Here is a 25,656-nt window from a genome sequence, read left to right on the forward strand (position 1 = left end):
CTTTGAAAGGTGGCGGGATGATGTATCGCATCAGAAATTGGTTGGTAGCGACGCTGCTGCTGCTGTGCACGCCGGTGGGTGCCGCGACGCTCTCTGATATTCAGGTTTCTAACGGTAATCAACAGGCGCGGATAACGTTGAGTTTTATTGGCGATCCTGATTATGCGTTTAGCCATCAAAGCAAACGCACCGTGGCGCTCGATATCAAACAAACGGGCGTGATTCAGGGACTGCCGTTGTTGTTCAGCGGCAATAATCTGGTGAAGGCGATTCGCTCTGGAACGCCTAAAGATGCACAAACGCTACGGCTGGTGGTCGATCTTACCGAAAACGGTAAAACCGAAGCGGTGAAGCGGCAGAATGGCAGCAATTACACTGTCGTCTTTACGATTAACGCCGATGCGCCGCCACCTCCTCCTCCGCCGCCCGTGGTTGCGAAACGCGTTGAAACGCCTGCGGTTGTCGCACCGCGCGTCAGCGAACCGGCGCGCAATCCGTTTAAAACGGAAAGTAACCGCACTACGGGTGTTATCAGCAGTAATACGGTAACGCGTCCGGCAGCGCGCGCGACGGCTAACACTGGCGATAAAATTATCATCGCTATTGATGCCGGACACGGCGGTCAGGACCCTGGCGCTATCGGCCCCGGTGGTACGCGGGAGAAAAATGTCACCATCGCCATCGCGCGTAAATTGCGTACTTTGCTCAATGACGATCCGATGTTTAAGGGCGTTTTAACCCGTGACGGGGATTACTTTATCTCGGTGATGGGGCGCAGTGATGTGGCACGTAAGCAAAACGCCAATTTCCTCGTGTCGATTCACGCTGATGCCGCACCGAACCGCAGTGCGACTGGCGCTTCCGTATGGGTGCTCTCTAACCGTCGCGCCAACAGCGAAATGGCCAGCTGGCTGGAGCAGCACGAGAAACAGTCGGAGCTGCTGGGTGGGGCGGGTGATGTGCTGGCGAACAGTCAGTCTGACCCCTATTTAAGCCAGGCGGTGCTGGATTTACAGTTCGGTCATTCCCAACGGGTAGGGTATGATGTAGCGACCAGTATGATCAGTCAGTTGCAACGCATTGGCGAAATACATAAACGCCGACCAGAACACGCGAGTCTCGGCGTTCTGCGTTCGCCGGATATCCCGTCAGTACTGGTCGAAACCGGTTTTATCAGCAACAACAGCGAAGAACGTTTGCTGGCGAGCGACGATTACCAACAACAGCTGGCAGAAGCCATTTGCAAAGGCCTGCGCAATTATTTCCTTGCGCATCCGATGCAATCTGCGCCGCAGGGGGCAACGGCACAAACTGCCAGTACGGTGACGACGCCAGATCGCACGCTGCCAAACTAAGGACGATTGATGCCAATTCAGGTCTTACCGCCACAACTGGCGAACCAGATTGCCGCAGGTGAGGTGGTCGAGCGACCTGCGTCGGTAGTCAAAGAACTGGTGGAAAACAGCCTCGATGCAGGTGCGACGCGTATCGATATTGATATCGAACGCGGTGGGGCGAAACTTATCCGCATTCGTGATAACGGCTGCGGTATCAAAAAAGATGAGCTGGCGCTGGCGCTGGCTCGTCATGCCACCAGTAAAATCGCCTCTCTGGACGATCTCGAAGCCATTATCAGCCTGGGCTTTCGCGGTGAGGCGCTGGCGAGTATCAGTTCGGTTTCCCGCCTGACGCTCACTTCACGCACCGCAGAACAGCAGGAAGCCTGGCAGGCCTATGCCGAAGGGCGCGATATGAACGTGACGGTAAAACCGGCGGCGCATCCTGTGGGGACGACGCTGGAGGTGCTGGATCTGTTCTACAACACCCCGGCGCGGCGCAAATTCCTGCGCACCGAGAAAACCGAATTTAACCACATTGATGAGATCATCCGCCGCATTGCGCTGGCGCGTTTCGACGTCACGATCAACCTGTCGCATAACGGTAAAATTGTGCGTCAGTACCGCGCAGTGCCGGAAGGCGGGCAAAAAGAACGGCGCTTAGGCGCGATTTGCGGCACCGCTTTTCTTGAACAAGCGCTGGCGATTGAATGGCAACACGGCGATCTCACGCTACGCGGCTGGGTGGCCGATCCAAATCACACCACGCCCGCACTGGCAGAAATTCAGTATTGCTACGTGAACGGTCGCATGATGCGCGATCGCCTGATCAATCACGCGATCCGCCAGGCCTGCGAAGACAAACTGGGGGCCGATCAGCAACCGGCATTTGTGCTGTATCTGGAGATCGATCCGCATCAGGTGGACGTCAACGTGCACCCCGCCAAACACGAAGTGCGTTTCCATCAGTCGCGTCTGGTGCATGATTTTATCTATCAGGGCGTGCTGAGCGTGCTACAACAGCAACTGGAAACGCCGCTACCGCTGGACGATGAACCCCAACCTGCACCGCGTTCCATTCCGGAAAACCGCGTGGCGGCGGGGCGCAATCACTTTGCAGAACCGGCAGCTCGTGAGCCGGTAGCTCCGCGCTACACTCCTGCGCCAGCATCAGGCAGTCGTCCGGCTGCCCCCTGGCCGAATGCGCAGCCAGGCTACCAGAAACAGCAAGGTGAAGTGTATCGCCAGCTTTTGCAAACGCCCGCGCCGATGCAAAAACCAAAAGCGCCGGAACCGCAGGAACCTGCACTTGCGGCGAACAGTCAGAGTTTTGGTCGGGTACTGACTATCGTCCATTCCGACTGTGCGTTGCTGGAGCGCGATGGCAACATTTCACTTTTATCCTTGCCAGTGGCAGAACGTTGGCTACGTCAGGCACAATTGACGCCGGGTGAAGCGCCCGTTTGCGCCCAGCCGCTGCTGATTCCGTTGCGGCTAAAAGTTTCTGCCGAAGAAAAATCGGCATTAGAAAAAGCGCAGTCTGCCCTGGCGGAATTGGGTATTGATTTCCAGTCAGATGCACAGCATGTGACCATCAGGGCCGTGCCTTTACCCTTACGCCAACAAAATTTACAAATCTTGATTCCTGAACTGATAGGCTACCTGGCGAAGCAGTCCGTATTCGAACCTGGCAATATTGCGCAGTGGATTGCACGAAATCTGATGAGCGAACATGCGCAGTGGTCAATGGCACAGGCCATAACCCTGCTGGCGGACGTGGAACGGTTATGTCCGCAACTTGTGAAAACGCCGCCGGGTGGTCTGTTACAATCTGTTGATTTACATCCGGCGATAAAAGCCCTGAAAGATGAGTGATATCAGTAAGGCGAGCCTGCCTAAGGCGATTTTTTTGATGGGGCCGACGGCCTCCGGTAAAACGGCGTTAGCCATTGAGCTGCGTAAAATTTTACCAGTAGAGTTGATAAGCGTTGATTCTGCCCTTATTTACAAAGGGATGGATATCGGGACGGCGAAGCCGAACGCTGAAGAGTTACTCGCCGCGCCGCACCGATTGCTGGATATTCGCGATCCGTCGCAGGCTTACTCGGCTGCTGATTTTCGCCGCGATGCGCTGGCGGAAATGGCCGATATCACCGCGGCGGGGCGGATCCCACTGTTAGTGGGCGGTACGATGTTGTATTTCAAGGCATTGCTGGAAGGGTTGTCGCCGCTACCGTCGGCAGACCCGGAAGTGCGGGCCAGAATTGAGCAACAGGCGGCAGAGCAAGGTTGGGAGTCATTGCATCGTCAACTTCAGGAGGTAGATCCGGTTGCGGCAGCAAGGATTCATCCAAATGATCCACAAAGGCTTTCCCGGGCACTGGAAGTTTTTTTCATTTCGGGTAAAACTTTAACGGAACTGACGCAAACGTCAGGAGACGCTCTACCGTATCAGGTGCATCAGTTCGCCATCGCCCCGGCGAGCCGTGAACTGCTCCATCAACGCATTGAGCAGCGTTTTCATCAGATGTTGGCTTCAGGTTTTGAAGCAGAAGTCCGGGCGCTTTTTGCCCGAGGAGATTTGCATACGGACTTGCCTTCCATTCGTTGCGTGGGTTATCGCCAGATGTGGTCTTACCTTGAAGGCGAAATCTCATACGATGAAATGGTTTATCGAGGTGTTTGCGCCACGAGACAGTTGGCGAAGCGGCAGATAACCTGGCTGCGTGGTTGGGAAGGGGTTCACTGGCTTGACAGTGAAAAACCAGAACAGGCGCGTGACGAAGTATTACAGGTTGTTGGTGCTATCGCAGGCTGAATGTGTACAATTGAGACGTATCGTGCGCAATTTTTTCAGAATCGAAAGGTTCAAAGTACAAATAAGCATATAAGGAAAAGAGAGAATGGCTAAGGGGCAATCTTTACAAGATCCGTTCCTGAACGCACTGCGTCGGGAACGTGTTCCAGTTTCTATTTATTTGGTGAATGGTATTAAGCTGCAAGGGCAAATCGAGTCTTTTGATCAGTTCGTGATCCTGTTGAAAAACACGGTCAGCCAGATGGTTTACAAGCACGCGATTTCTACTGTTGTCCCGTCTCGCCCGGTTTCTCATCACAGTAACAACGCCGGTGGCGGTACCAGCAGTAACTACCATCATGGTAGCAGCGCGCAGAATACTTCCGCGCAACAGGACAGCGAAGAAACCGAATAAGGTTTCGGGCTGTTTTTTTTACACGGGGAGCCAGCGATCCTGCGTTCCCCGCTGATCTATTTAGAGGGTTATACGCTTGTTTGACCGTTATGATGCTGGTGAGCAGGCGGTACTGGTACACATCTATTTTACGCAAGACAAAGATATGGAAGACCTCCAGGAGTTTGAATCTCTGGTCTCTTCCGCCGGTGTCGAAGCATTGCAGGTGATTACCGGTAGCCGTAAAGCGCCGCACCCAAAGTATTTTGTAGGTGAAGGTAAAGCAGTTGAAATTGCGGAAGCTGTCAAAGCGACGGGTGCTTCGGTCGTTCTTTTTGACCATGCCCTGAGCCCGGCGCAAGAGCGTAACCTGGAGCGTTTGTGCGAGTGTCGTGTTATCGACCGCACCGGCCTTATTTTAGATATTTTCGCCCAACGTGCGCGTACCCATGAGGGTAAGTTGCAGGTTGAGCTGGCGCAGCTGCGCCATCTGGCTACGCGCCTGGTGCGTGGCTGGACCCACCTTGAAAGACAGAAAGGCGGGATAGGTTTGCGTGGTCCGGGTGAAACCCAGCTCGAAACCGACCGTCGTTTGTTGCGTAATCGCATCGTGCAGATACAGTCACGCCTGGAAAGAGTTGAAAAGCAGCGTGAGCAGGGGCGGCAATCGCGTATCAAAGCCGACGTTCCTACTGTTTCGCTGGTGGGATATACCAACGCCGGTAAATCTACCCTTTTCAATCGCATCACCGAAGCGCGGGTCTACGCGGCAGACCAGTTGTTTGCCACCCTCGACCCGACGTTGCGGCGTATTGACGTTGCAGATGTCGGTGAAACCGTACTTGCAGATACCGTAGGGTTTATTCGCCACCTGCCGCACGATCTGGTGGCGGCATTTAAAGCCACGTTACAAGAGACGCGGCAAGCCACATTACTGCTGCACGTCATTGATGCGGCGGATGTGCGTGTACAAGAAAACATCGAAGCGGTGAATACAGTTCTTGAAGAGATCGACGCTCACGAGATCCCAACCCTGCTGGTGATGAACAAGATCGATATGCTGGAAGATTTCGAACCGCGTATTGATCGGGACGAAGAGAACAAACCGATCCGTGTCTGGCTTTCCGCACAGACCGGAGCGGGGATACCACAGCTTTTTCAGGCTTTGACGGAGCGGCTTTCCGGCGAGGTGGCGCAGCATACATTGCGTTTGCCGCCGCAGGAAGGGCGTCTGAGAAGTCGTTTTTATCAGCTTCAGGCAATAGAAAAAGAGTGGATGGAGGAGGACGGCAGCGTAAGTCTGCAAGTTCGTATGCCGATCGTTGACTGGCGTCGCCTCTGTAAACAAGAACCGGCGTTGATCGATTACCTGATCTAACGGCGTAGCGTCTGAAGCGTGGAGTCATATCCTCTGGCGTCGAAAGACAACAGGGATCACCGCATAACAAATATGGAGCACAAACATGGCGTGGAATCAGCCCGGTAATAACGGACAAGACCGCGACCCGTGGGGAAGCAGCAAACCTGGCGGCAACTCTGAGGGAAATGGAAACAAAGGCGGTCGCGATCAAGGGCCACCTGATTTAGATGATATCTTCCGCAAACTGAGCAAAAAGCTCGGTGGTCTGGGCGGCGGTAAAGGCACCGGATCTGGCGGTGGCAGTTCATCGCAAGGCCCGCGCCCGCAGCTTGGCGGTCGTGTCGTTACCATCGCAGCGGCAGCGATTGTCATTATCTGGGCGGCCAGTGGTTTCTATACCATTAAAGAAGCCGAACGCGGCGTGGTAACACGCTTTGGTAAATTCAGCCATCTGGTTGAGCCGGGTCTGAACTGGAAACCGACGTTTATCGACGAAGTCAAACCGGTGAACGTGGAAGCCGTGCGTGAACTGGCCGCTTCTGGTGTGATGCTGACGTCGGACGAGAACGTAGTGCGCGTTGAGATGAACGTGCAGTACCGCGTCACCAATCCGGAAAAATATCTGTTTAGCGTGACCAGCCCGGATGACAGCCTGCGTCAGGCTACCGACAGCGCCCTGCGCGGGGTTATCGGTAAATACACCATGGACCGCATTCTGACGGAAGGTCGTACCGTGATTCGTAGCGATACTCAGCGCGAACTGGAAGAGACTATCCGTCCGTATGACATGGGTATCACGCTGCTGGACGTCAACTTCCAGGCTGCTCGTCCGCCGGAAGAAGTAAAAGCGGCGTTTGACGATGCGATTGCCGCGCGTGAAAACGAACAGCAATACATTCGTGAAGCAGAAGCGTATACCAACGAAGTTCAGCCGCGTGCGAACGGTCAGGCGCAACGTATCCTCGAAGAGGCGCGTGCGTACAAGGCCCAGACCATCCTGGAAGCTCAGGGTGAAGTGGCGCGCTTTGCTAAACTTCTGCCGGAATATAAAGCCGCGCCGGAAATTACTCGCGAGCGTCTGTATATCGAGACGATGGAAAAAGTGTTGGGTAACACCCGCAAAGTGCTGGTTAACGATAAAGGTGGCAACCTGATGGTTCTGCCGTTAGACCAGATGCTGAAAGGCGGTAACGCCCCTGCGGCGAAGAGCGATAACGGTACCAGCAATCTGCTGCGTCTGCCGCCAGCCTCTTCCTCCACAACCAGTGGAGCAAGCAACACGTCGTCCACCAGTCAGGGCGATATTATGGACCAACGCCGCGCCAACGCGCAGCGTAACGACTACCAGCGTCAGGGGGAATAACGATGCGTAAGTCAGTTATCGCGATTATCATCATCGTGCTGGTAGTGCTTTACATGTCTGTCTTTGTCGTCAAAGAAGGTGAGCGCGGTATTACGCTGCGTTTTGGTAAGGTACTGCGTGACGATGACAACAAACCTCTGGTTTATGAGCCGGGTCTGCATTTCAAGATACCGTTCATTGAAACGGTGAAAATGCTCGACGCACGTATTCAGACCATGGACAACCAGGCCGACCGCTTTGTGACCAAAGAGAAGAAAGACCTGATCGTCGATTCTTACATCAAATGGCGCATCAGCGATTTCAGCCGTTACTACCTGGCAACGGGTGGTGGCGACATTTCGCAAGCGGAAGTGCTGTTGAAACGTAAGTTCTCTGACCGTCTGCGTTCTGAAATTGGTCGCCTGGACGTGAAAGACATCGTCACCGATTCCCGTGGTCGTCTGACCCTCGAAGTACGTGACGCGCTGAACTCCGGTTCTGCGGGTACAGAAGATGAAGTTACTACCCCGGCAGCGGATAACGCCATTGCCGAAGCGGCAGAGCGCGTAACGGCTGAGACGAAGGGCAAAGTTCCGGTCATCAACCCGAACAGTATGGCGGCGCTGGGTATTGAGGTTGTCGATGTGCGAATTAAGCAGATCAACCTGCCGACAGAAGTGTCTGAAGCGATCTACAACCGTATGCGCGCCGAGCGTGAAGCGGTAGCGCGTCGTCACCGTTCACAAGGTCAGGAAGAAGCGGAAAAACTGCGCGCGACTGCCGACTATGAAGTGACCAGAACGCTGGCAGAAGCTGAGCGTCAGGGCCGCATCATGCGTGGTGAAGGCGATGCCGAAGCAGCCAAACTGTTTGCTGATGCATTCAGTAAAGATCCGGACTTCTACGCATTCATCCGTAGCCTGCGTGCTTATGAGAACAGCTTCTCTGGCAATCAGGACGTGATGGTCATGAGCCCGGATAGCGATTTCTTCCGCTACATGAAGACGCCGACTTCCGCAACGCGTTAATATAACGACTGCGGTACAGGTCATTAAAGCCACCGCATCCTCAGGGATGTCGGTGGTTTTCTTTTTCTATAAGGATAATGAATGAATTCGACAATCTGGCTGGCGCTTGCCCTGGTTTTGGTACTAGAGGGTTTAGGGCCGATGCTTTACCCGAAGGCATGGAAGAAGATGATCTCTGCGATGACCAATTTGCCCGATAATATTTTACGTCGTTTTGGCGGTGGACTTGTGGTTGCGGGCGTTGTGGTCTACTACATGTTGAGGAAAACGATTGGCTGAACAAAAAACAGACTGATCGAGGTCATTTTTGAGTGCAAAAAGTGCTGTAACTCTGAAAAAGCGATGGTAGAATCCATTTTTAAGCAAACGGTGATTTTGAAAAATGGGTAACAACGTCGTCGTACTGGGCACCCAATGGGGTGACGAAGGTAAAGGTAAGATCGTCGATCTTCTGACTGAACGGGCTAAATATGTTGTACGCTACCAGGGCGGTCACAACGCAGGCCATACTCTCGTAATCAACGGTGAAAAAACCGTTCTCCATCTTATTCCATCAGGTATTCTCCGCGAGAATGTAACCAGCATCATCGGTAACGGTGTTGTGCTGTCTCCGGCCGCGCTGATGAAAGAGATGAAAGAACTGGAAGACCGTGGCATCCCCGTTCGTGAGCGTCTGCTGCTGTCTGAAGCATGTCCGCTGATCCTTGATTATCACGTTGCGCTGGATAACGCGCGTGAGAAAGCGCGTGGCGCGAAAGCGATCGGCACCACCGGTCGTGGTATCGGGCCTGCTTATGAAGATAAAGTAGCACGTCGCGGTCTGCGTGTTGGCGACCTTTTCGACAAAGAAACCTTCGCTGAAAAACTGAAAGAAGTGATGGAATATCACAACTTCCAGTTGGTTAACTACTACAAAGCTGAAGCGGTTGATTACCAGAAAGTTCTGGATGATACGATGGCTGTTGCCGACATCCTGACTTCTATGGTGGTTGACGTTTCTGACCTGCTCGACCAGGCGCGTCAGCGTGGCGATTTCGTCATGTTTGAAGGTGCGCAGGGTACGCTGCTGGATATCGACCACGGTACTTATCCGTACGTAACTTCTTCCAACACCACTGCTGGTGGCGTGGCGACCGGTTCCGGCCTGGGCCCGCGTTATGTTGATTACGTTCTGGGTATCCTCAAAGCTTACTCCACTCGTGTAGGTGCAGGTCCGTTCCCGACCGAACTGTTTGATGAAACTGGCGAGTTCCTCTGCAAGCAGGGTAACGAATTCGGCGCAACTACGGGGCGTCGTCGTCGTACCGGCTGGCTGGACACCGTTGCCGTTCGTCGTGCGGTACAGCTGAACTCCCTGTCTGGCTTCTGCCTGACTAAACTGGACGTTCTGGATGGCCTGAAAGAGGTGAAACTCTGTGTGGCTTACCGTATGCCGGATGGTCGTGAAGTGACGACCACTCCGCTGGCAGCTGACGACTGGAAAGGTGTAGAGCCGATTTACGAAACCATGCCGGGCTGGTCTGAATCCACCTTCGGCGTGAAAGATCGTAGCGGTCTGCCGCAGGCGGCGCTGAACTACATCAAGCGTATTGAAGAGCTGACTGGTGTGCCGATCGATATCATCTCTACCGGTCCGGATCGTACTGAAACCATGATTCTGCGCGATCCGTTCGACGCGTAATTCTGGTACGCCTGGCAGATATTTTGCCTGCCGGGCTAACAGTGTGATACATTGCTGTGTCGGTTAAGCCATTACGCTATCCGACACAGTGTTAAATCCTCGCTTTTTTCCTTCCCCGAACTGAAATAAATTAGCGACACAGCTTGTGGCTGGTTTATCATCAATATAAATGTATTTTTTCCCGATTTCCCTTTTGAGGTTGATGTGCAGTTAACGAGTTTCACTGATTACGGATTACGTGCGCTGATCTACATGGCGTCATTGCCAGAAGGGCGGATGACCAGTATTTCTGAAGTGACTGACGTCTACGGCGTCTCCCGTAATCATATGGTCAAAATAATCAATCAACTTAGTCGTGCCGGCTACGTGACTGCTGTTCGTGGAAAAAATGGCGGCATTCGCCTGGGTAAACCGGCGAGTGCGATACGTATTGGTGATGTGGTGCGCGAGCTGGAGCCCTTATCGCTGGTGAATTGCAGCAGTGAGTTTTGCCACATTACACCTGCCTGTCGGTTGAAACAGGCGCTTTCTAAGGCCGTGCAAAGTTTTCTTACGGAACTGGATAACTACACGCTTGCCGATTTGGTTGAAGAGAATCAACCGCTTTATAAATTATTGCTGGTGGAGTGACGAAAATCTTCATCAGAGATGACAACGGAGGAACCGAGATGTCACAAGATCCTTTCCAGGAACGCGAAGCTGAAAAATACGCGAATCCCATCCCTAGTCGGGAATTTATCCTCGAACATTTAACCAAACGTGAAAAACCGGCCAGCCGTGATGAGCTGGCGGTAGAACTGCACATTGAAGGCGAAGAGCAGCTTGAAGGCCTGCGTCGCCGCCTGCGCGCGATGGAGCGCGATGGTCAACTGGTCTTCACTCGTCGTCAGTGCTATGCGCTGCCGGAACGCCTCGACCTGGTGAAAGGTACCGTTATTGGCCACCGTGATGGCTACGGCTTTCTGCGGGTTGAAGGGCGTAAAGATGATTTGTATCTCTCCAGCGAGCAGATGAAAACCTGCATTCATGGCGATCAGGTGCTGGCGCAGCCGCTGGGCGCTGACCGTAAAGGTCGTCGTGAAGCGCGTATTGTCCGCGTACTGGTGCCAAAAACCAGCCAGATTGTTGGTCGCTACTTTACTGAAGCGGGCGTCGGCTTTGTGGTTCCTGACGATAGCCGTCTGAGCTTCGATATCTTAATCCCGCCCGATCAGATCATGGGCGCGCGGATGGGCTTTGTGGTCGTAGTCGAACTGACTCAGCGTCCGACTCGCCGCACCAAAGCGGTGGGTAAAATCGTCGAAGTGCTGGGCGACAATATGGGCACCGGCATGGCGGTTGATATCGCTCTGCGTACCCATGAAATTCCGTACATCTGGCCGCAGGCTGTTGAGCAACAGGTTGCCGGGCTGAAAGAAGAAGTGCCGGAAGAAGCAAAAGCGGGCCGTGTTGATCTGCGCGATTTACCGCTGGTCACCATTGATGGCGAAGACGCCCGTGACTTTGACGATGCAGTTTACTGCGAGAAAAAACGCGGCGGCGGCTGGCGTTTATGGGTCGCGATTGCCGACGTCAGCTACTATGTGCGTCCGCCAACGCCGCTGGACAGAGAAGCGCGTAACCGTGGCACGTCGGTGTACTTCCCTTCGCAGGTTATCCCGATGCTGCCGGAAGTGCTCTCTAACGGCCTGTGTTCGCTCAACCCGCAGGTAGACCGCCTGTGTATGGTGTGCGAGATGACGGTTTCGTCGAAAGGCCGCCTGACGGGCTACAAATTCTACGAAGCGGTGATGAGCTCTCACGCGCGTCTGACCTACACCAAAGTCTGGCATATTCTGCAGGGCGATCAGGATCTGCGCGAGCAGTACGCCCCGCTGGTTAAGCATCTCGAAGAGTTGCATAACCTCTATAAAGTGCTGGATAAAGCCCGTGAAGAACGCGGTGGGATCTCATTTGAGAGCGAAGAAGCGAAGTTCATGTTCAACGCTGAACGCCGTATTGAACGTATCGAACAGACCCAGCGTAACGACGCGCACAAATTAATTGAAGAGTGCATGATTCTGGCGAATATCTCGGCGGCGCGTTTCGTTGAGAAAGCGAAAGAACCGGCACTGTTCCGTATTCACGACAAGCCGAGCACCGAAGCGATTACCTCTTTCCGTTCAGTGCTGGCGGAGCTGGGGCTGGAGCTGCCGGGTGGTAACAAGCCGGAACCGCGTGACTACGCGGAACTGCTGGAGTCGGTTGCCGACCGTCCTGATGCAGAAATGCTGCAAACCATGCTGCTACGCTCGATGAAACAGGCGATTTACGATCCAGAAAACCGTGGTCACTTCGGTCTGGCATTGCAGTCCTATGCGCACTTTACTTCGCCGATTCGTCGTTATCCTGACCTGACGCTGCACCGCGCCATTAAATATCTGCTGGCGAAAGAGCAGGGGCATCAGGGCAACACCACTGAAACCGGCGGCTACCATTATTCGATGGAAGAGATGTTGCAACTGGGTCAGCACTGTTCGATGGCGGAACGTCGTGCCGACGAAGCAACGCGCGATGTCGCTGACTGGCTGAAGTGTGACTTCATGCTCGACCAGGTAGGTAACGTCTTTAAAGGCGTAATTTCCAGCGTCACTGGCTTTGGCTTCTTCGTCCGTCTGGACGACTTGTTCATTGATGGTCTGGTCCATGTCTCTTCGCTGGACAATGACTACTATCGCTTTGACCAGGTAGGGCAACGCCTGATGGGGGAATCCAGCGGCCAGACTTATCGCCTGGGCGATCGCGTGGAAGTTCGAGTCGAAGCGGTTAATATGGACGAGCGCAAAATCGACTTTAGTCTGATCTCCAGTGAACGCGCACCGCGCAACGTCGGTAAAACGGCGCGCGAGAAAGCGAAAAAAGGCGATGCAGGCAAAAAAGGCGGCAAGCGTCGTCAGGTCGGTAAAAAGGTAAACTTTGAGCCAGACAGCGCCTTCCGCGGTGAGAAAAAAACGAAGCCGAAAGCGGCGAAGAAAGACGCGAGAAAAGCGAAAAAGCCATCGGCGAAAACGCAGAAAATAGCCGCAGCGACCAAAGCGAAGCGTGCGGCGAAGAAAAAAGTGGCAGAGTGATCAATACCCTCTTTAAAAGAAGAGGGTTAGATTGCTGACAAAATGCGCTTTGTTCATGCCGGATGCGGCGTGAACGCCTTATCCGGCCTACATAATCACGCAAATTCAATATATTGCAGAGATCATGTAGGCCGGATAAACGTAGTGCATCAGGCAAAACGTAAACAACGAGTACATTAATGAGCGAAATGATTTACGGCATCCACGCAGTGCAGGCCCTGCTGGAGCGCGCCCCTGAACGTTTTCAGGAAGTCTTTATTTTAAAAGGCCGTGAAGATAAACGTCTGTTACCGCTGATTCACGCCCTTGAGTCTCAGGGCGTGGTTATCCAGTTGGCAAACCGCCAATATCTCGACGAGAAAAGCGACGGTGCCGTGCATCAGGGCATTATCGCCCGCGTGAAGCCAGGACGTCAGTATCAGGAAAACGATCTGCCGGATCTGATCGCTTCGCTCGATCAACCGTTCCTGCTGATCCTCGACGGTGTAACCGATCCGCACAACCTCGGCGCGTGCCTGCGTAGCGCGGACGCTGCTGGCGTTCACGCGGTGATTGTGCCGAAAGATCGCTCCGCACAGCTCAACGCTACGGCGAAAAAAGTAGCCTGCGGCGCGGCAGAAAGCGTTCCACTGATTCGGGTGACTAACCTTGCGCGCACCATGCGTATGTTGCAGGAAGAGAATATCTGGATCGTCGGTACGGCAGGCGAGGCGGATCATACACTCTATCAGAGCAAAATGACCGGACGCCTGGCGCTGGTGATGGGCGCGGAAGGTGAAGGTATGCGTCGCCTGACCCGTGAACATTGCGATGAGTTGATCAGCATCCCAATGGCAGGAAGTGTTTCTTCCCTGAACGTTTCGGTTGCAACCGGAATTTGCTTATTTGAAGCGGTTCGTCAGCGCAGCTAGTTCGTCTGAATTATGAAAAGCCATCCAGATTTGGATGGTTTTTTTTTGTCTATAGCTGGTAAGATAATTACGTACTGCAAATATTCATTTTATTAATATTTAAACTAAATCTATATGGAATAATATATGACATGGAATCCGTTGGCGCTGGCGACGGCGCTGCAAACTGTACCTGAACAAAATATTGATGTGACAAATAGCGAGAGCGCATTAATTATTAAAATGAATGATTATGGCGATTTGCAAATCAATATTCTTTTTACTTCCCGCCAAATGATTATCGAAACCTTTATTTGTCCGGTAAGTAGTATCAGCAATCCAGATGAATTTAATACCTTCTTATTAAGAAATCAGAAGATGATGCCGTTGTCATCGGTAGGAATCTCCAGCGTGCAACAGGAAGAGTATTACATTGTTTTCGGGGCGTTATCGCTTAAATCTTCTCTTGAAGATATCCTGCTTGAGATAACCTCGCTGGTAGATAACGCATTGGATCTGGCTGAAATTACAGAAGAATATTCACACTAATTACAAGGACGGGTATTTATGGGAATTTTAAAAAGTTTATTTACGCTGGGGAAATCGTTTATCTCCCAGGCGGAAGAATCCATTGAAGAAACCCAGGGCGTGCGCATGCTGGAACAGCATATTCGTGACGCTAAAGCTGAACTCGATAAAGCCGGAAAATCTCGCGTTGATCTGCTGGCGCGGGTGAAATTAAGTCACGATAAGCTGAAAGATTTACGTGAGCGCAAAGCCAGTCTGGAAGCCCGTGCGCTGGAAGCGTTAAGCAAGAACGTTAATCCGTCGTTGATTAACGAAGTTGCTGAAGAAATCGCGCGCCTTGAGAATCTCATTACCGCTGAAGAGCAAGTGTTGTCGAATCTGGAAGTCTCCCGTGATGGCGTGGAAAAAGCAGTTACAGCGACAGCGCAGCGTATCGCTCAGTTTGAGCAGCAAATGGAAGTCGTTAAAGCCACTGAAGCCATGCAGCGTGCACAACAGGCTGTAACAACCTCTACCGTTGGCGCATCTTCCAGCGTTTCGACAGCGGCAGAATCCTTAAAACGCCTGCAAACGCGTCAGGCCGAACGTCAGGCTCGCCTGGATGCTGCTGCACAGTTGGAAAAAGTCGCAGACGGTCGCGATCTTGATGAAAAGCTGGCGGAAGCCGGAATTGGCGGTAGCAATAAAAGTAGCGCCCAGGATGTATTAGCAAGACTGCAACGCCAACAGGGCGAGTAATTTTTTTGCCAGCCTCGCTAAAAGGCTGGCAACTATTTTAAGGATAAAATATGTCTGGTTTTTTCCAGCGTCTGTTTGGCAAGGATAATAAGCCTGCTATCGCTCGCGGTCCGCTGGGACTTCATCTCAATAGTGGCTTTACGCTCGACACGTTAGCGTTTCGTTTGCTGGAAGATGAATTGCTGATTGCGCTGCCGGGTGAGGAATTTACGGTAGCCGCTGTCAGCCACATCGATCTGGGCGGCGGTAGTCAGATTTTCCGCTACTACACTTCAGGCGATGAATTTCTGCAAATCAATACCACCGGCGGCGAAGATATTGATGACATTGATGATATCAAGCTCTTTGTCTATGAAGAGAGCTACGGTATCAGTAAAGAGAGTCACTGGCGCGAGGCGATCAACGCCAAAGTGATGGGGGCAATGATCTTAAACTGGCAGGAAAAACGCTGGCAGCGATTTTTTAACAGCGAAGAACCGGGAAATATCGAACCCGTCTACATGCTGGAAAAAGTAGAAAATCAAAACCATGCCAAATGGGAGGTCCATAATTTTACCATGGGCTACCAACGCCAAGTAACCGAAGATACTTACGAATATTTGCTGTTAAATGGTGAGGAATCTTTTAACGATCTCGGCGAGCCAGAGTGGTTATTTTCGCGCGCGTTGGGTGTCGATATCCCGCTGACATCACTTCATATTATTGGTTAATTACAAGGACGTTTACAATGCATATACTGGATTCACTTCTTGCCTTTAGCGCCTATTTTTTTATTGGCGTGGCTATGGTGATTATTTTTCTTTTTATCTATTCTAAAATTACACCGCACAACGAATGGCAGTTAATCAAAAACAATAATACCGCGGCTTCACTGGCGTTCAGTGGTACATTGTTAGGTTACGTTATCCCATTATCCAGTGCGGCAATCAATGCGGTGAGTATTCCAGACTATTTCGCCTGGGGCGGGATTGCACTGGTGATTCAGTTACTCGTTTTTGCTGGTGTCAGACTTTATATGCCCGCATTAAGCGAAAAAATTATTAATCACAATACCGCAGCAGGAATGTTTATGGGAACCGCCGCGCTGGCTGGCGGTATTTTTAACGCAGCTTGTATGACATGGTAATGGACGATCATGGCCAGAAAACGCAAATCAAGAAATAACAGTAAAATTGGTCACGGAGCGATCAGTCGCATTGGAAGACCGCATAATCCTTTTGAGCCGCGCCGCAATCGCTACGCACAAAAATACTTAACGTTGGTGCTAATGGGCGGTGCCGTTTTTTTAATAGTCAAAGGATGGAGTGAAAGTAGCGATGTCGATAACGACGGCGACGGAACGTTTTACTCGACAGTGCAGGATTGTATTGATGACGGTAATAATGCCGACATTTGCGCGCGTGGCTGGAATAACGCCAAAGCGGCGTTTTATGCCGATGTTCCGAAGAATATGACTCAGCAGAACTGTCAGTCTAAGTATGAAAATTGTTACTACGACAACGTTGAACAGAGTTGGATCCCGGTAATATCTGGATTTTTGTTAAGCCGGGTTATTCGTAAAGATCGCGATGAGCAGTTTGTTTATAACAGCGGCGGATCCTCATTTGCTTCCCGCCCCGTCTGGCGCAACACTTCCGGTGATTACTCCTGGCGCTCCGGTTCTGGCAAAAAAGAGTCTTACTCTTCAGGCGGCTTTACCACCAAAAAAGCGTCAACCGTTTCGCGCGGCGGCTATGGTCGTTCTTCCAGCGCCCGTGGGCATTGGGGAGGCTAATCATGCTGAGACACAACGTTCCTGTGCGACGGGATCTGGACCAGATCGCCGCTAACAACGGTTTCGACTTTCATATCATCGACAATGAAATCTATTGGGATGAGAGTCGGGCTTACCGTTTTACTCTGCGCCAGATTGAAGAGCAGATCGAAAAACCGACTGCGGAACTGCATCAGATGTGCCTTGAGGTGGTGGATCGCGCGGTTAAAGACGAAGAGATCCTGACGCAACTGGCGATCCCGCCGTTGTACTGGGATGTGATCGCCGAAAGCTGGCGCGCACGCGATCCTTCGCTGTATGGCCGGATGGATTTTGCCTGGTGTGGCAATGCGCCGGTGAAGCTGCTGGAGTACAACGCCGATACGCCGACCTCGTTGTATGAGTCGGCTTATTTCCAGTGGTTGTGGCTGGAGGATGCCCGGCGCAGCGGCATTATTCCGCGTGATGCCGATCAGTACAACGCCATTCAGGAACGCCTGATTTCGCGCTTTAGTGAGCTTTACAGTCGGGAACCGTTTTATTTTTGCTGCTGTCAGGACACCGATGAAGACAGGAGTACCGTGCTGTACTTGCAGGACTGCGCCCAGCAGGCAGGGCAGGAGTCGCGGTTTATCTACATTGAAGATCTCGGTTTGGGCGTCGGCGGCGTACTGACCGATCTTGATGATAATGTCATCCAGCGTGCATTTAAGCTGTATCCGCTGGAGTGGATGATGCGTGACGATAACGGTCCGCTGCTGCGCAAGCGTCGCGAGCAATGGGTGGAGCCGTTATGGAAAAGTATCTTGAGTAATAAAGGGCTAATGCCGCTGCTTTGGCGCTTCTTTCCTGGTCATCCTAACCTTCTTGCATCCTGGTTTGAGGGCGAAAAACCGCAGATTGCCGCTGGCGAAAGCTATGTGCGTAAACCGATCTACTCGCGCGAAGGCGGAAACGTCACCATTTTCGACGGTCAGAATAACGTCGTTGACCACGCTGATGGTGATTACGCCGATGAACCGATGATCTACCAGGCGTTTCAACCTCTGCCGCGATTTGGCGATAGCTACACACTCATCGGTAGCTGGATTGTCGATGATGAAGCGTGCGGAATGGGGATCCGTGAAGATAACACACTGATCACCAAAGACACCTCACGTTTCGTTCCGCATTACATTGCTGGATAAGAATGTTTTAGCAATCTCTTTCTGTCATGAATCCATGGCAGTGACCATACTAATGGTGACTGCCATTGATGGAGGGAGACACAGTGCACTGGCAAACTCACACCGTTTTTAATCAACCTATACCATTAAATAACAGCAACTTATACCTGTCTGATGGCGCGCTCTGCGAAGCGGTAACGCGTGAAGGTGCTGGCTGGGATAGCGATTTTCTAGCCAGTATTGGTCAGCAGTTAGGAACGGCTGAATCCCTTGAACTGGGGCGGCTGGCGAATGTGAATCCGCCTGAATTATTGCGCTACGATGCGCAAGGACGCCGTCTGGACGATGTGCGTTTTCACCCCGCCTGGCACCTGCTGATGCAGGCGCTATGTACCAATCGGGTGCACAATCTTGCCTGGGAAGAAGACGCTCGCTCCGGCGCATTTGTGGCGCGCGCGGCGCGTTTTATGTTGCACGCACAGGTTGAGGCAGGGTCGTTATGTCCGATAACCATGACCTTTGCCGCCACGCCATTGCTGTTACAGATGTTACCCGCGCCGTTTCAGGACTGGACCACGCCGCTGCTGAGCGATCGCTACGATTCTCACTTATTGCCAGGTGGGCAAAAACGCGGTTTGTTGATTGGCATGGGAATGACGGAAAAGCAGGGCGGTTCCGATGTCATGAGCAACACCACCCGCGCAGAGCGCCTGGAAGATGGCTCTTATCGGCTGGTGGGGCATAAATGGTTTTTCTCGGTGCCGCAAAGCGATGCGCATCTGGTGCTGGCGCAGACTACGGGCGGTTTGTCCTGCTTTTTTGTGCCGCGCTTTTTGCCTGACGGGCAACGCAACGCGATTCGCCTCGAGCGGCTGAAAGATAAGCTGGGTAATCGCTCTAACGCCAGCTGCGAAGTGGAGTTTCAGGATGCCATTGGCTGGTTGTTGGGGCAGGAAGGGGAAGGAATTCGTCTGATCCTGAAAATGGGTGGGATGACGCGTTTTGATTGCGCCCTGGGTAGCCATGCCATGATGCGCCGTGCATTTTCGCTGGCGATTTATCATGCACATCAACGCCATGTTTTTGGTAATCCATTGATCCAACAGCCCCTTATGCGTCATGTCTTAAGTCGCATGGCACTTCAGCTTGAAGGGCAAACGGCGTTGCTGTTTCGTCTTGCGCGAGCGTGGGACCGGCGTGCCGATGCCAAAGAAGCCCTGTGGGCGCGTTTATTTACGCCTGCGGCAAAATTTGTGATCTGCAAAAGAGGTATGCCGTTTGTGGCCGAAGCGATGGAGGTGCTGGGCGGCATTGGTTATTGCGAGGAGAGCGAGTTGCCGCGGCTTTACCGGGAGATGCCGGTAAACAGTATTTGGGAAGGTTCCGGCAATATTATGTGTCTGGATGTGCTGCGCGTTCTCAATAAGCAAGCGGGCGTATACGACTTATTGTCGGAAGCGTTTGTGGAAGTGAAAGGGCAGGATCGCTATTTTGATCGCGCGGTTCGTCGTTTACAGCAGCAGCTGCGCAAGCCAGCTGAAGAATTGGGGCGAGAGATTACTCATCAGCTATTCCTGCTGGGCTGCGGTGCGCAAATGTTGAAATATGCCTCTCCGCCAATGGCGCAGGCGTGGTGTCAGGTGATGTTAGATACGCGCGGCGGCGTACGGTTGTCAGAGCAGATCCAGAATGATTTATTGCTGCGGGCGACGGGGGGAGTGTGTGTGTAAGCGTATACGACTGATGCGACGCTGGTTTCGATTAACTCAATGAAATATGTGAAAATTGTAGGCCGGACAAGGCGCTCGCGCCGAATCCGGCATTGTTCATTTGCTGTAGATGACACTCATGCATACAGTATCGCCTGTACGCGCCAGTTATCAGGCTGCTGGTCTTCGTACATGGTAATAATGCGGTACCATGACGCACCTTGTTCATCGGCCTTTAACGCCACGATACGTTCCACGTCCTGCGGATCCCCTGAAATATTGCTAACTGAGATCTGACCTATTTCATTCAGGCCCGTCACGCAGTCAGCACTGGCGAATTCTGCAGACTGTGCCGTGGCGCTCGCAGGATAAGTCACTAATTGCAGCGAGGGTGAGGCAAGTAATTGTTTCATCGTCAGCTCCATTTTTCGTTTCCCCACATGTTGCAGGGCATTCCATCGCGGTAATAAACGCCCAGGCTTCCAGCCGGTAATTTATTGTGCACAGGTAAACGCATAGGGACGCAAAGCAATGTAAAGCTGACTATGTAAGTTGTCTGATTTATTTACGGTACAAAATGGCTTGTGAATACCACTGTCCTGTCACGATGGTTTCGTCCACCATGACGACAACGTAATAATCAGCTTTTGCAGCGACAGCTTTTGCTCTGATTTCTGCTAATGCGTCATCCGGAGAACCCCGAACCATCGTGCTTACGCTACCTATTCGCTGTAACCCTTGCGTCTGGTCGCGGCGAATCTCTTGCGGATGGTTCGTTACTGGCGGTGCTGGCTGTGGCGTACCTTGCAGTGCGCTACAGGCACTTAACATCAACACCAATAATAAACTGGCAAACCGGTAAATAACGCTATTACGTTTCCTGCTAACCATAGTGTAGTGCCTTATTAATTTAACTTTGGGGGAATGTTCCCGAATTGTTACCTGGTACGCGATTTTCGAATGAAAACGTGACGAAAGCGTAACCCACATCTCAACATTATGAACTAATACCGCCAGCAGAAACTTGTGCTAAGGATTTCTTCATGTCATACCAGACAAAAAGGAGAGACAGATGATTGAAATAGAATCACGCGAGCTGGCAGATATTCCCGTTCTTCATGCTTATCCTGTCGGGCAAAAAGATACCCCGTTACCGTGCGTAATTTTTTATCACGGCTTTACTTCATCCAGTCTGGTGTATAGCTATTTTGCCGTTGCGCTGGCGCAGGCTGGTTTGCGGGTGATCATGCCGGATGCGCCCGATCACGGTAGCCGTTTTAGTGGTGACGCAGCGCGGCGGTTAAATCAATTCTGGCAAATCTTGCTACAAAGTATGCAGGAATTCACTACTTTACGTGCGGCAATAGCCGAAGAAAAGTGGCTGCTTGATGACCGTCTGGCAGTCGGTGGTGCGTCGATGGGCGCGATGACGGCACTGGGGATTACCGCTCGCCACCCCACGGTGAGATGTACCGCCAGCATGATGGGATCGGGCTATTTTACATCACTCGCCCGTTCACTGTTTCCACCGCTGATACCTGAAACGACAGCACAGCAGAATGAATTCAATAACATTGTCGCGCCGCTGGCAGAGTGGGAAGCGACAAACCACCTGGAACAACTTAGTGACAGACCTCTACTGCTGTGGCATGGCCTCGACGATGACGTTGTGCCTGCCGACGAATCACTACGTTTGCAGCAGGCCTTAAGCGAGACGGGACGGGATAAACTGCTAACCTGTTCATGGCAGCCAGGCGTGCGTCACCGCATTACGCCTGAGGCGTTAGATGCTGCAGTGACATTTTTCCGCCAGCATCTTTAAACACGCAGAATGCTGACCCCTTGCGCTTCCAGTTGTTGCAGGATTTCCGGGTTAGCATTTTTGCCGGTGATCAGCATATCAATTTGATCGGCACGGCTAAAAAGCATTCCCGCGCGTTCGCCAATCTTACTGCTATCAACCAGTACCACCAGTTTCCCTACCACGCTCAGCATCTTCTGCTCTGCCATTGCCGTCAGCATATCGGTTTTATACAACCCTTCTGCTGTCAGTCCTTTGCCGCTGGTAAACATCCAGTGCCCGGCATAGAGACTGTTTTCGCTGCCCTGCGGGCTTAAAGTGATGGACTGACTTTTGTTGTACTGTCCGCCCATAATGATCACGCTGTCATGTTCTTGATCGATCAGGTAATTTGCCAGCGGTAGATAATTAGTGATGATTTGCACTGGCTTGCCACACATTTCCCGCCCAAGCAGAAACGCGGTGGAGCCGCAGTTGATGACTACGCTTTCGCCCGGATTAACCAGCTGCGAGGCCGCTTTAGCGATACGTACTTTTTCATCGTGATTCTGCGCCTGATGCAGATTCATCGGCGTCCAGCGCGGGCGCTGTTGGGTAATAGCTTCTGCGCCATTGCGCACTTTTTTCAGTTTGCCGCTTTCGTCAAGTTTATTGATATCGCGTCGCGCAGTGGCAGGCGAAATTCCCAGACGCTCAACGACTTTCTCAACGGTCACAAAGCCCAATTGTGCGAGCATTTCCAGGAGGATTTGATGTCTTTGTGCTTCAGTCATGAGCTATTCCGATAAAATTTGATTTTTTTAGATGATATTTGAAATAGCCAGGAAATACTACGCCGGATAGCGCGAACTACTCCACGCTATCCGGTATAAACGACAGATTACAGGAATGACTTGAACGGCAGATCCGGTTCAATAGTGAAGCAATCATCGAAACCACGCGGATAGTGGTACTCGAAGTTGTCTTTATCCAGCGGCCAGGTAAATTTGCCGCCAACCTGCCAGATAAACGGCTTGAAGCCATACTTCAGGCGATCTTTTTTCATCTCCCACAGCACGCGGATCTCTTGCGGATCGGCCTGGAAGTTTGACCAGATATCGTGGTGGAACGGGATCACTACTTTCGCATTCAGCGCTTCACCCATACGCAGCATATCGGCGCTGGTCATTTTGTCGGTGATACCACGCGGATTTTCGCCGTATGAACCTAAAGCCACGTCGATCTGATGCTCATTACCATGTTTTGCATAGTAGTTAGAGTAGTGGGAGTCGCCGCTGTGATACAGGGAGCCGCCAGGCGTTTTGAACAGGTAGTTCACCGCGCGATCGTCCATGCCGTCCGGCAGTACGCCAGCCGCTTTTTGATCGGCAGGCAGGGTGATCAGTGCAGTACGGTCGAAAGCGTCAAGCGCATGAATTTCAATGTCTTTCACTTTTACAACATCGCCCGGTTTGACCACGATGCAACGCTCTTTCGGTACGCCCCAGCCAATCCACAAATCAACGCAGGTTTTCGGTCCAATGAATGGTACGTCATCAGCACAGTTCTGCATCACGGCAGCAGCGACGTTAACGTCGATATGATCGTTGTGATCGTGAGTCGCCAGTACCGCGTCGATCTGGCGAATCGCAAACGGATCAAGAACAAACGGGGTGGTGCGTAGGTTTGGCTGCAGTTTTTTCACGCCAGCCATGCGCTGCATCTGGTGACCCTGTTTCATTAACGGGTTACCGTGACTTTGTTTGCCAGTGCCGCACCAGAAATCAACGCAAACGTTGGTGCCACCTTCTGATTTCAACCAGATCCCGGTGCAGCCTAGCCACCACATCGCAAATGTGCCAGGGGCGACCTGCTCTTGTTCAATTTCTTCATTCAGCCAGCTACCCCACTCCGGGAAAGTGCTCAGGATCCAGGATTCTCGGGTGATACTTTTCACTTTACTCATCGCCATTTACCTTCATGATAGTTCAATTCGAATCAATATATGATTGGTTTTGATTAATCCTGACACTATTTTTTCAGGAAGGCAATGACCATTTTTTGACTTTTTGCCAGGGAAGTTGTTGTTGATTTTGAGTGTGGAAAGATTTAATGGAATGTGTAGTTAAATTAACTAAATGAATTTAAATAAATAATTGTTTCGTTGTGTGAATCCCACTCTATCCGTGTGGAATTATTTGCGGGTCGCGTCACATTTAATCATAAATAATCTTGTTGTGATTAATTTTGAAAATTAGAGTGAGTGCACAACATTCCGGGTGTGCGGAATACCCGGTTACCTCTTCTTCAGGAGATCGTTATGGAGATCCTCTACAACATCTTTACCGTGTTTTTTAACCAGGTCATGACCAATGCCCCGTTGTTGCTGGGTATTGTGACCTGTCTGGGCTACATCCTACTGCGCAAAAGTGTCAGCGTTATTATTAAAGGCACGATTAAAACCATAATTGGTTTCATGTTGTTGCAGGCAGGGTCCGGCATCCTCACCAGCACCTTCAAACCGGTGGTGGCGAAAATGTCCGAAGTCTACGGCATTAACGGCGCAATTTCCGATACTTACGCGTCGATGATGGCAACCATCGACCGCATGGGCGATGCCTATAGCTGGGTAGGTTACGCGGTGTTGTTAGCGCTGGCGCTGAACATCTGTTACGTGCTGCTGCGTCGCATTACCGGTATTCGTACCATCATGCTGACTGGTCATATCATGTTCCAGCAGGCGGGGCTGATTGCCGTTACGTTGTTTATTTTCGGCTACTCCATGTGGACAACCATTATCTGCACGGCGATTCTGGTTTCGCTCTACTGGGGCATTACCTCCAACATGATGTACAAGCCGACTCAGGAAGTGACGGACGGCTGCGGTTTCTCCATCGGTCACCAGCAACAGTTTGCATCATGGATTGCCTATAAAGTTGCGCCGTTCCTCGGCAAAAAAGAGGAAAGCGTTGAAGACCTCAAACTGCCAGGCTGGCTGAATATTTTCCACGACAACATCGTCTCCACGGCGATTGTGATGACCATCTTCTTTGGTGCCATTCTGCTCTCCTTCGGTATCGACACCGTGCAGGCGATGGCAGGCAAAGTGAACTGGACGGTGTACATCCTGCAAACTGGTTTCTCCTTCGCGGTGGCGATCTTCATCATCACTCAGGGCGTGCGCATGTTTGTGGCGGAACTCTCTGAAGCATTTAACGGTATCTCCCAGCGCCTGATCCCTGGTGCGGTTCTGGCGATTGACTGTGCGGCTATCTATAGCTTCGCGCCGAACGCCGTGGTTTGGGGCTTTATGTGGGGCACCATCGGTCAGCTGATTGCGGTTGGCATCCTGGTCGCCTGCGGTTCCTCGATCCTGATTATTCCCGGCTTTATCCCGATGTTCTTCTCCAACGCCACCATCGGCGTGTTCGCTAACCACTTCGGCGGCTGGCGTGCGGCGCTGAAGATATGTCTGGTGATGGGGATGATTGAAATCTTTGGCTGCGTCTGGGCGGTGAAACTCACCGGTATGAGCGCCTGGATGGGCATGGCGGACTGGTCGATTCTGGCACCGCCGATGATGCAGGGCTTCTTCTCCATCGGTATCGCCTTTATGGCCGTCATCATTGTAATTGCACTGGCTTATATGTTCTTCGCTGGCCGCGCACTGCGCGCAGAAGAAGATGCAGAAAAACAACTGGCAGAACAGTCTGCTTAATAAGGAGTTTTGATTATGACCGTACGTATTCTGGCTGTGTGTGGCAACGGACAAGGCAGTTCCATGATCATGAAGATGAAAGTGGACCAGTTTTTAACCCAATCAAACATTGACCACACGGTAAATAGCTGCGCGGTTGGCGAATACAAAAGCGAGTTGAGCGGCGCGGATATCATCATCGCTTCTACGCACATTGCGGGCGAAATCACCGTGACCGGCAACAAATACGTGGTTGGTGTGCGCAACATGCTCTCTCCTGCCGACTTTGGCCCGAAACTGCTGGAAGTGATCAAAGCGCATTTCCCGCAGGACGTGAAGTAAGGAC

Annotated in this window: 26 protein-coding genes; 22 read left to right on the top strand and 4 right to left on the bottom strand. The window is 52.0% G+C overall.

All coding sequences use genetic code 11. The features are described 5' to 3' along the window. Positions 1 to 17: 17 nt before the first annotated feature. From amiB to FTE26_RS01530, 19 genes are all read left to right on the top strand, one after another. A complete protein-coding gene (amiB, locus tag FTE26_RS01440; protein ID WP_000990319.1) occupies positions 18 to 1,355 on the top strand; it encodes an N-acetylmuramoyl-L-alanine amidase AmiB in 1,338 nt (445 codons plus the stop codon). Between the two features lie 9 nt (positions 1,356 to 1,364). Beyond that, positions 1,365 to 3,212, top strand: a complete 1,848-nt coding sequence (gene mutL / locus FTE26_RS01445) for a DNA mismatch repair endonuclease MutL (protein WP_001122507.1) — start codon at positions 1,365 to 1,367, stop codon at positions 3,210 to 3,212. Then, positions 3,205 to 4,155 (top strand): tRNA (adenosine(37)-N6)-dimethylallyltransferase MiaA, encoded by a 951-nt coding sequence (miaA, locus tag FTE26_RS01450; RefSeq protein WP_001280345.1) that lies wholly within the window; start codon positions 3,205 to 3,207, stop codon positions 4,153 to 4,155. The genes mutL and miaA overlap by 8 nt, the downstream gene beginning before the upstream one ends. Positions 4,156 to 4,240: 85 nt before the next feature. After that, the gene (gene hfq / locus FTE26_RS01455; protein WP_001051883.1) at positions 4,241 to 4,549 is read left to right on the top strand and encodes an RNA chaperone Hfq; all 309 of its coding nucleotides are present in this window, start codon (positions 4,241 to 4,243) and stop codon (positions 4,547 to 4,549) included. Between the two features lie 76 nt (positions 4,550 to 4,625). Then, positions 4,626 to 5,906: a ribosome rescue GTPase HflX gene (hflX, locus tag FTE26_RS01460; RefSeq protein ID WP_000460360.1), complete on the top strand. Its 1,281-nt coding sequence runs from the start codon at positions 4,626 to 4,628 to the stop codon at positions 5,904 to 5,906. Positions 5,907 to 5,991: 85 nt separating this feature from the next. Next, positions 5,992 to 7,251: an FtsH protease activity modulator HflK gene (gene hflK, locus FTE26_RS01465; RefSeq protein WP_000312484.1), complete on the top strand. Its 1,260-nt coding sequence runs from the start codon at positions 5,992 to 5,994 to the stop codon at positions 7,249 to 7,251. 2 nt (positions 7,252 to 7,253) lie between these two features. After that, positions 7,254 to 8,258 (top strand): protease modulator HflC, encoded by a 1,005-nt coding sequence (gene hflC, locus FTE26_RS01470; RefSeq protein ID WP_001232412.1) that lies wholly within the window; start codon positions 7,254 to 7,256, stop codon positions 8,256 to 8,258. Between the two features lie 81 nt (positions 8,259 to 8,339). Further along, positions 8,340 to 8,537, top strand: coding sequence for a DUF2065 domain-containing protein (locus FTE26_RS01475; RefSeq protein ID WP_001089295.1), 198 nt, complete (start codon positions 8,340 to 8,342; stop codon positions 8,535 to 8,537). Positions 8,538 to 8,640: 103 nt separating this feature from the next. Beyond that, entirely contained in the window at positions 8,641 to 9,939 is a 1,299-nt protein-coding gene (purA, locus tag FTE26_RS01480; RefSeq protein WP_000527955.1) for an adenylosuccinate synthase, read from the top strand. 204 nt (positions 9,940 to 10,143) lie between these two features. Beyond that, positions 10,144 to 10,569 (top strand): nitric oxide-sensing transcriptional repressor NsrR, encoded by a 426-nt coding sequence (nsrR, locus tag FTE26_RS01485; protein WP_001177639.1) that lies wholly within the window; start codon positions 10,144 to 10,146, stop codon positions 10,567 to 10,569. A gap of 38 nt (positions 10,570 to 10,607) precedes the next feature. Then, positions 10,608 to 13,049, top strand: a complete 2,442-nt coding sequence (rnr, locus tag FTE26_RS01490; protein WP_000076327.1) for a ribonuclease R — start codon at positions 10,608 to 10,610, stop codon at positions 13,047 to 13,049. A gap of 179 nt (positions 13,050 to 13,228) precedes the next feature. Further along, positions 13,229 to 13,960 carry a 23S rRNA (guanosine(2251)-2'-O)-methyltransferase RlmB gene (rlmB, locus tag FTE26_RS01495; protein ID WP_001293282.1) on the top strand — a complete coding sequence of 244 codons (732 nt, stop codon included), beginning with the start codon at positions 13,229 to 13,231 and terminating at the stop codon, positions 13,958 to 13,960. A 126-nt stretch (positions 13,961 to 14,086) separates the two neighbouring features. Further along, positions 14,087 to 14,488, top strand: a complete 402-nt coding sequence (locus FTE26_RS01500) for a YjfI family protein (protein WP_000220137.1) — start codon at positions 14,087 to 14,089, stop codon at positions 14,486 to 14,488. Between the two features lie 18 nt (positions 14,489 to 14,506). Beyond that, on the top strand, positions 14,507 to 15,205 hold the full coding sequence (locus FTE26_RS01505) for a PspA/IM30 family protein (RefSeq protein ID WP_000511955.1): 699 nt from the start codon (positions 14,507 to 14,509) through the stop codon (positions 15,203 to 15,205). A 50-nt stretch (positions 15,206 to 15,255) separates the two neighbouring features. After that, positions 15,256 to 15,915 (top strand): YjfK family protein, encoded by a 660-nt coding sequence (locus FTE26_RS01510; protein ID WP_000012553.1) that lies wholly within the window; start codon positions 15,256 to 15,258, stop codon positions 15,913 to 15,915. 17 nt (positions 15,916 to 15,932) lie between these two features. After that, on the top strand, positions 15,933 to 16,331 hold the full coding sequence (locus FTE26_RS01515) for a DUF350 domain-containing protein (protein ID WP_000547760.1): 399 nt from the start codon (positions 15,933 to 15,935) through the stop codon (positions 16,329 to 16,331). Between the two features lie 9 nt (positions 16,332 to 16,340). Continuing rightward, positions 16,341 to 16,979: a DUF1190 domain-containing protein gene (locus FTE26_RS01520; protein ID WP_000101653.1), complete on the top strand. Its 639-nt coding sequence runs from the start codon at positions 16,341 to 16,343 to the stop codon at positions 16,977 to 16,979. A gap of 2 nt (positions 16,980 to 16,981) precedes the next feature. Beyond that, a complete protein-coding gene (locus FTE26_RS01525; RefSeq protein ID WP_000943982.1) occupies positions 16,982 to 18,145 on the top strand; it encodes a glutathionylspermidine synthase family protein in 1,164 nt (387 codons plus the stop codon). Positions 18,146 to 18,228: 83 nt separating this feature from the next. Continuing rightward, positions 18,229 to 19,854, top strand: coding sequence for an isovaleryl-CoA dehydrogenase (locus FTE26_RS01530; protein WP_001299244.1), 1,626 nt, complete (start codon positions 18,229 to 18,231; stop codon positions 19,852 to 19,854). Between the two features lie 116 nt (positions 19,855 to 19,970). Here FTE26_RS01530 and yjfN read toward each other — a convergent pair whose 3' ends face one another. Further along, positions 19,971 to 20,246, bottom strand: a complete 276-nt coding sequence (yjfN, locus tag FTE26_RS01535; RefSeq protein ID WP_000811566.1) for a DUF1471 family protease activator YjfN — start codon at positions 20,244 to 20,246, stop codon at positions 19,971 to 19,973. A gap of 148 nt (positions 20,247 to 20,394) precedes the next feature. Continuing rightward, the gene (gene bsmA / locus FTE26_RS01540; RefSeq protein ID WP_000254642.1) at positions 20,395 to 20,724 is read right to left on the bottom strand and encodes a biofilm peroxide resistance protein BsmA; all 330 of its coding nucleotides are present in this window, start codon (positions 20,722 to 20,724) and stop codon (positions 20,395 to 20,397) included. A gap of 181 nt (positions 20,725 to 20,905) precedes the next feature. Between bsmA and yjfP the strand changes: the two genes are divergently transcribed. Then, on the top strand, positions 20,906 to 21,655 hold the full coding sequence (gene yjfP, locus FTE26_RS01545; protein WP_000569695.1) for an esterase: 750 nt from the start codon (positions 20,906 to 20,908) through the stop codon (positions 21,653 to 21,655). Here the strand turns inward: yjfP and ulaR are convergent. Together ulaR and ulaG are read right to left on the bottom strand one after the other, a co-directional pair. Next, positions 21,652 to 22,407 (bottom strand): HTH-type transcriptional regulator UlaR, encoded by a 756-nt coding sequence (ulaR, locus tag FTE26_RS01550; protein WP_000133631.1) that lies wholly within the window; start codon positions 22,405 to 22,407, stop codon positions 21,652 to 21,654. The two genes, yjfP and ulaR, sit on opposite strands and share 4 nt — an antisense overlap. 107 nt (positions 22,408 to 22,514) lie before the next feature. Continuing rightward, entirely contained in the window at positions 22,515 to 23,579 is a 1,065-nt protein-coding gene (gene ulaG / locus FTE26_RS01555) for an L-ascorbate 6-phosphate lactonase (RefSeq protein ID WP_001295191.1), read from the bottom strand. 354 nt (positions 23,580 to 23,933) lie between these two features. Between ulaG and ulaA the strand changes: the two genes are divergently transcribed. Further along, the gene (ulaA, locus tag FTE26_RS01560; protein ID WP_001300695.1) at positions 23,934 to 25,331 is read left to right on the top strand and encodes a PTS ascorbate transporter subunit IIC; all 1,398 of its coding nucleotides are present in this window, start codon (positions 23,934 to 23,936) and stop codon (positions 25,329 to 25,331) included. 15 nt (positions 25,332 to 25,346) lie between these two features. Then, on the top strand, positions 25,347 to 25,652 hold the full coding sequence (gene ulaB, locus FTE26_RS01565; protein ID WP_000218360.1) for a PTS ascorbate transporter subunit IIB: 306 nt from the start codon (positions 25,347 to 25,349) through the stop codon (positions 25,650 to 25,652). Positions 25,653 to 25,656 lie beyond the last annotated feature (4 nt).

Origin of the sequence: Escherichia sp. S10b (assembly GCF_028421345.1) — a bacterium.
Lineage (GTDB): Bacteria > Pseudomonadota > Gammaproteobacteria > Enterobacterales > Enterobacteriaceae > ECMA0423.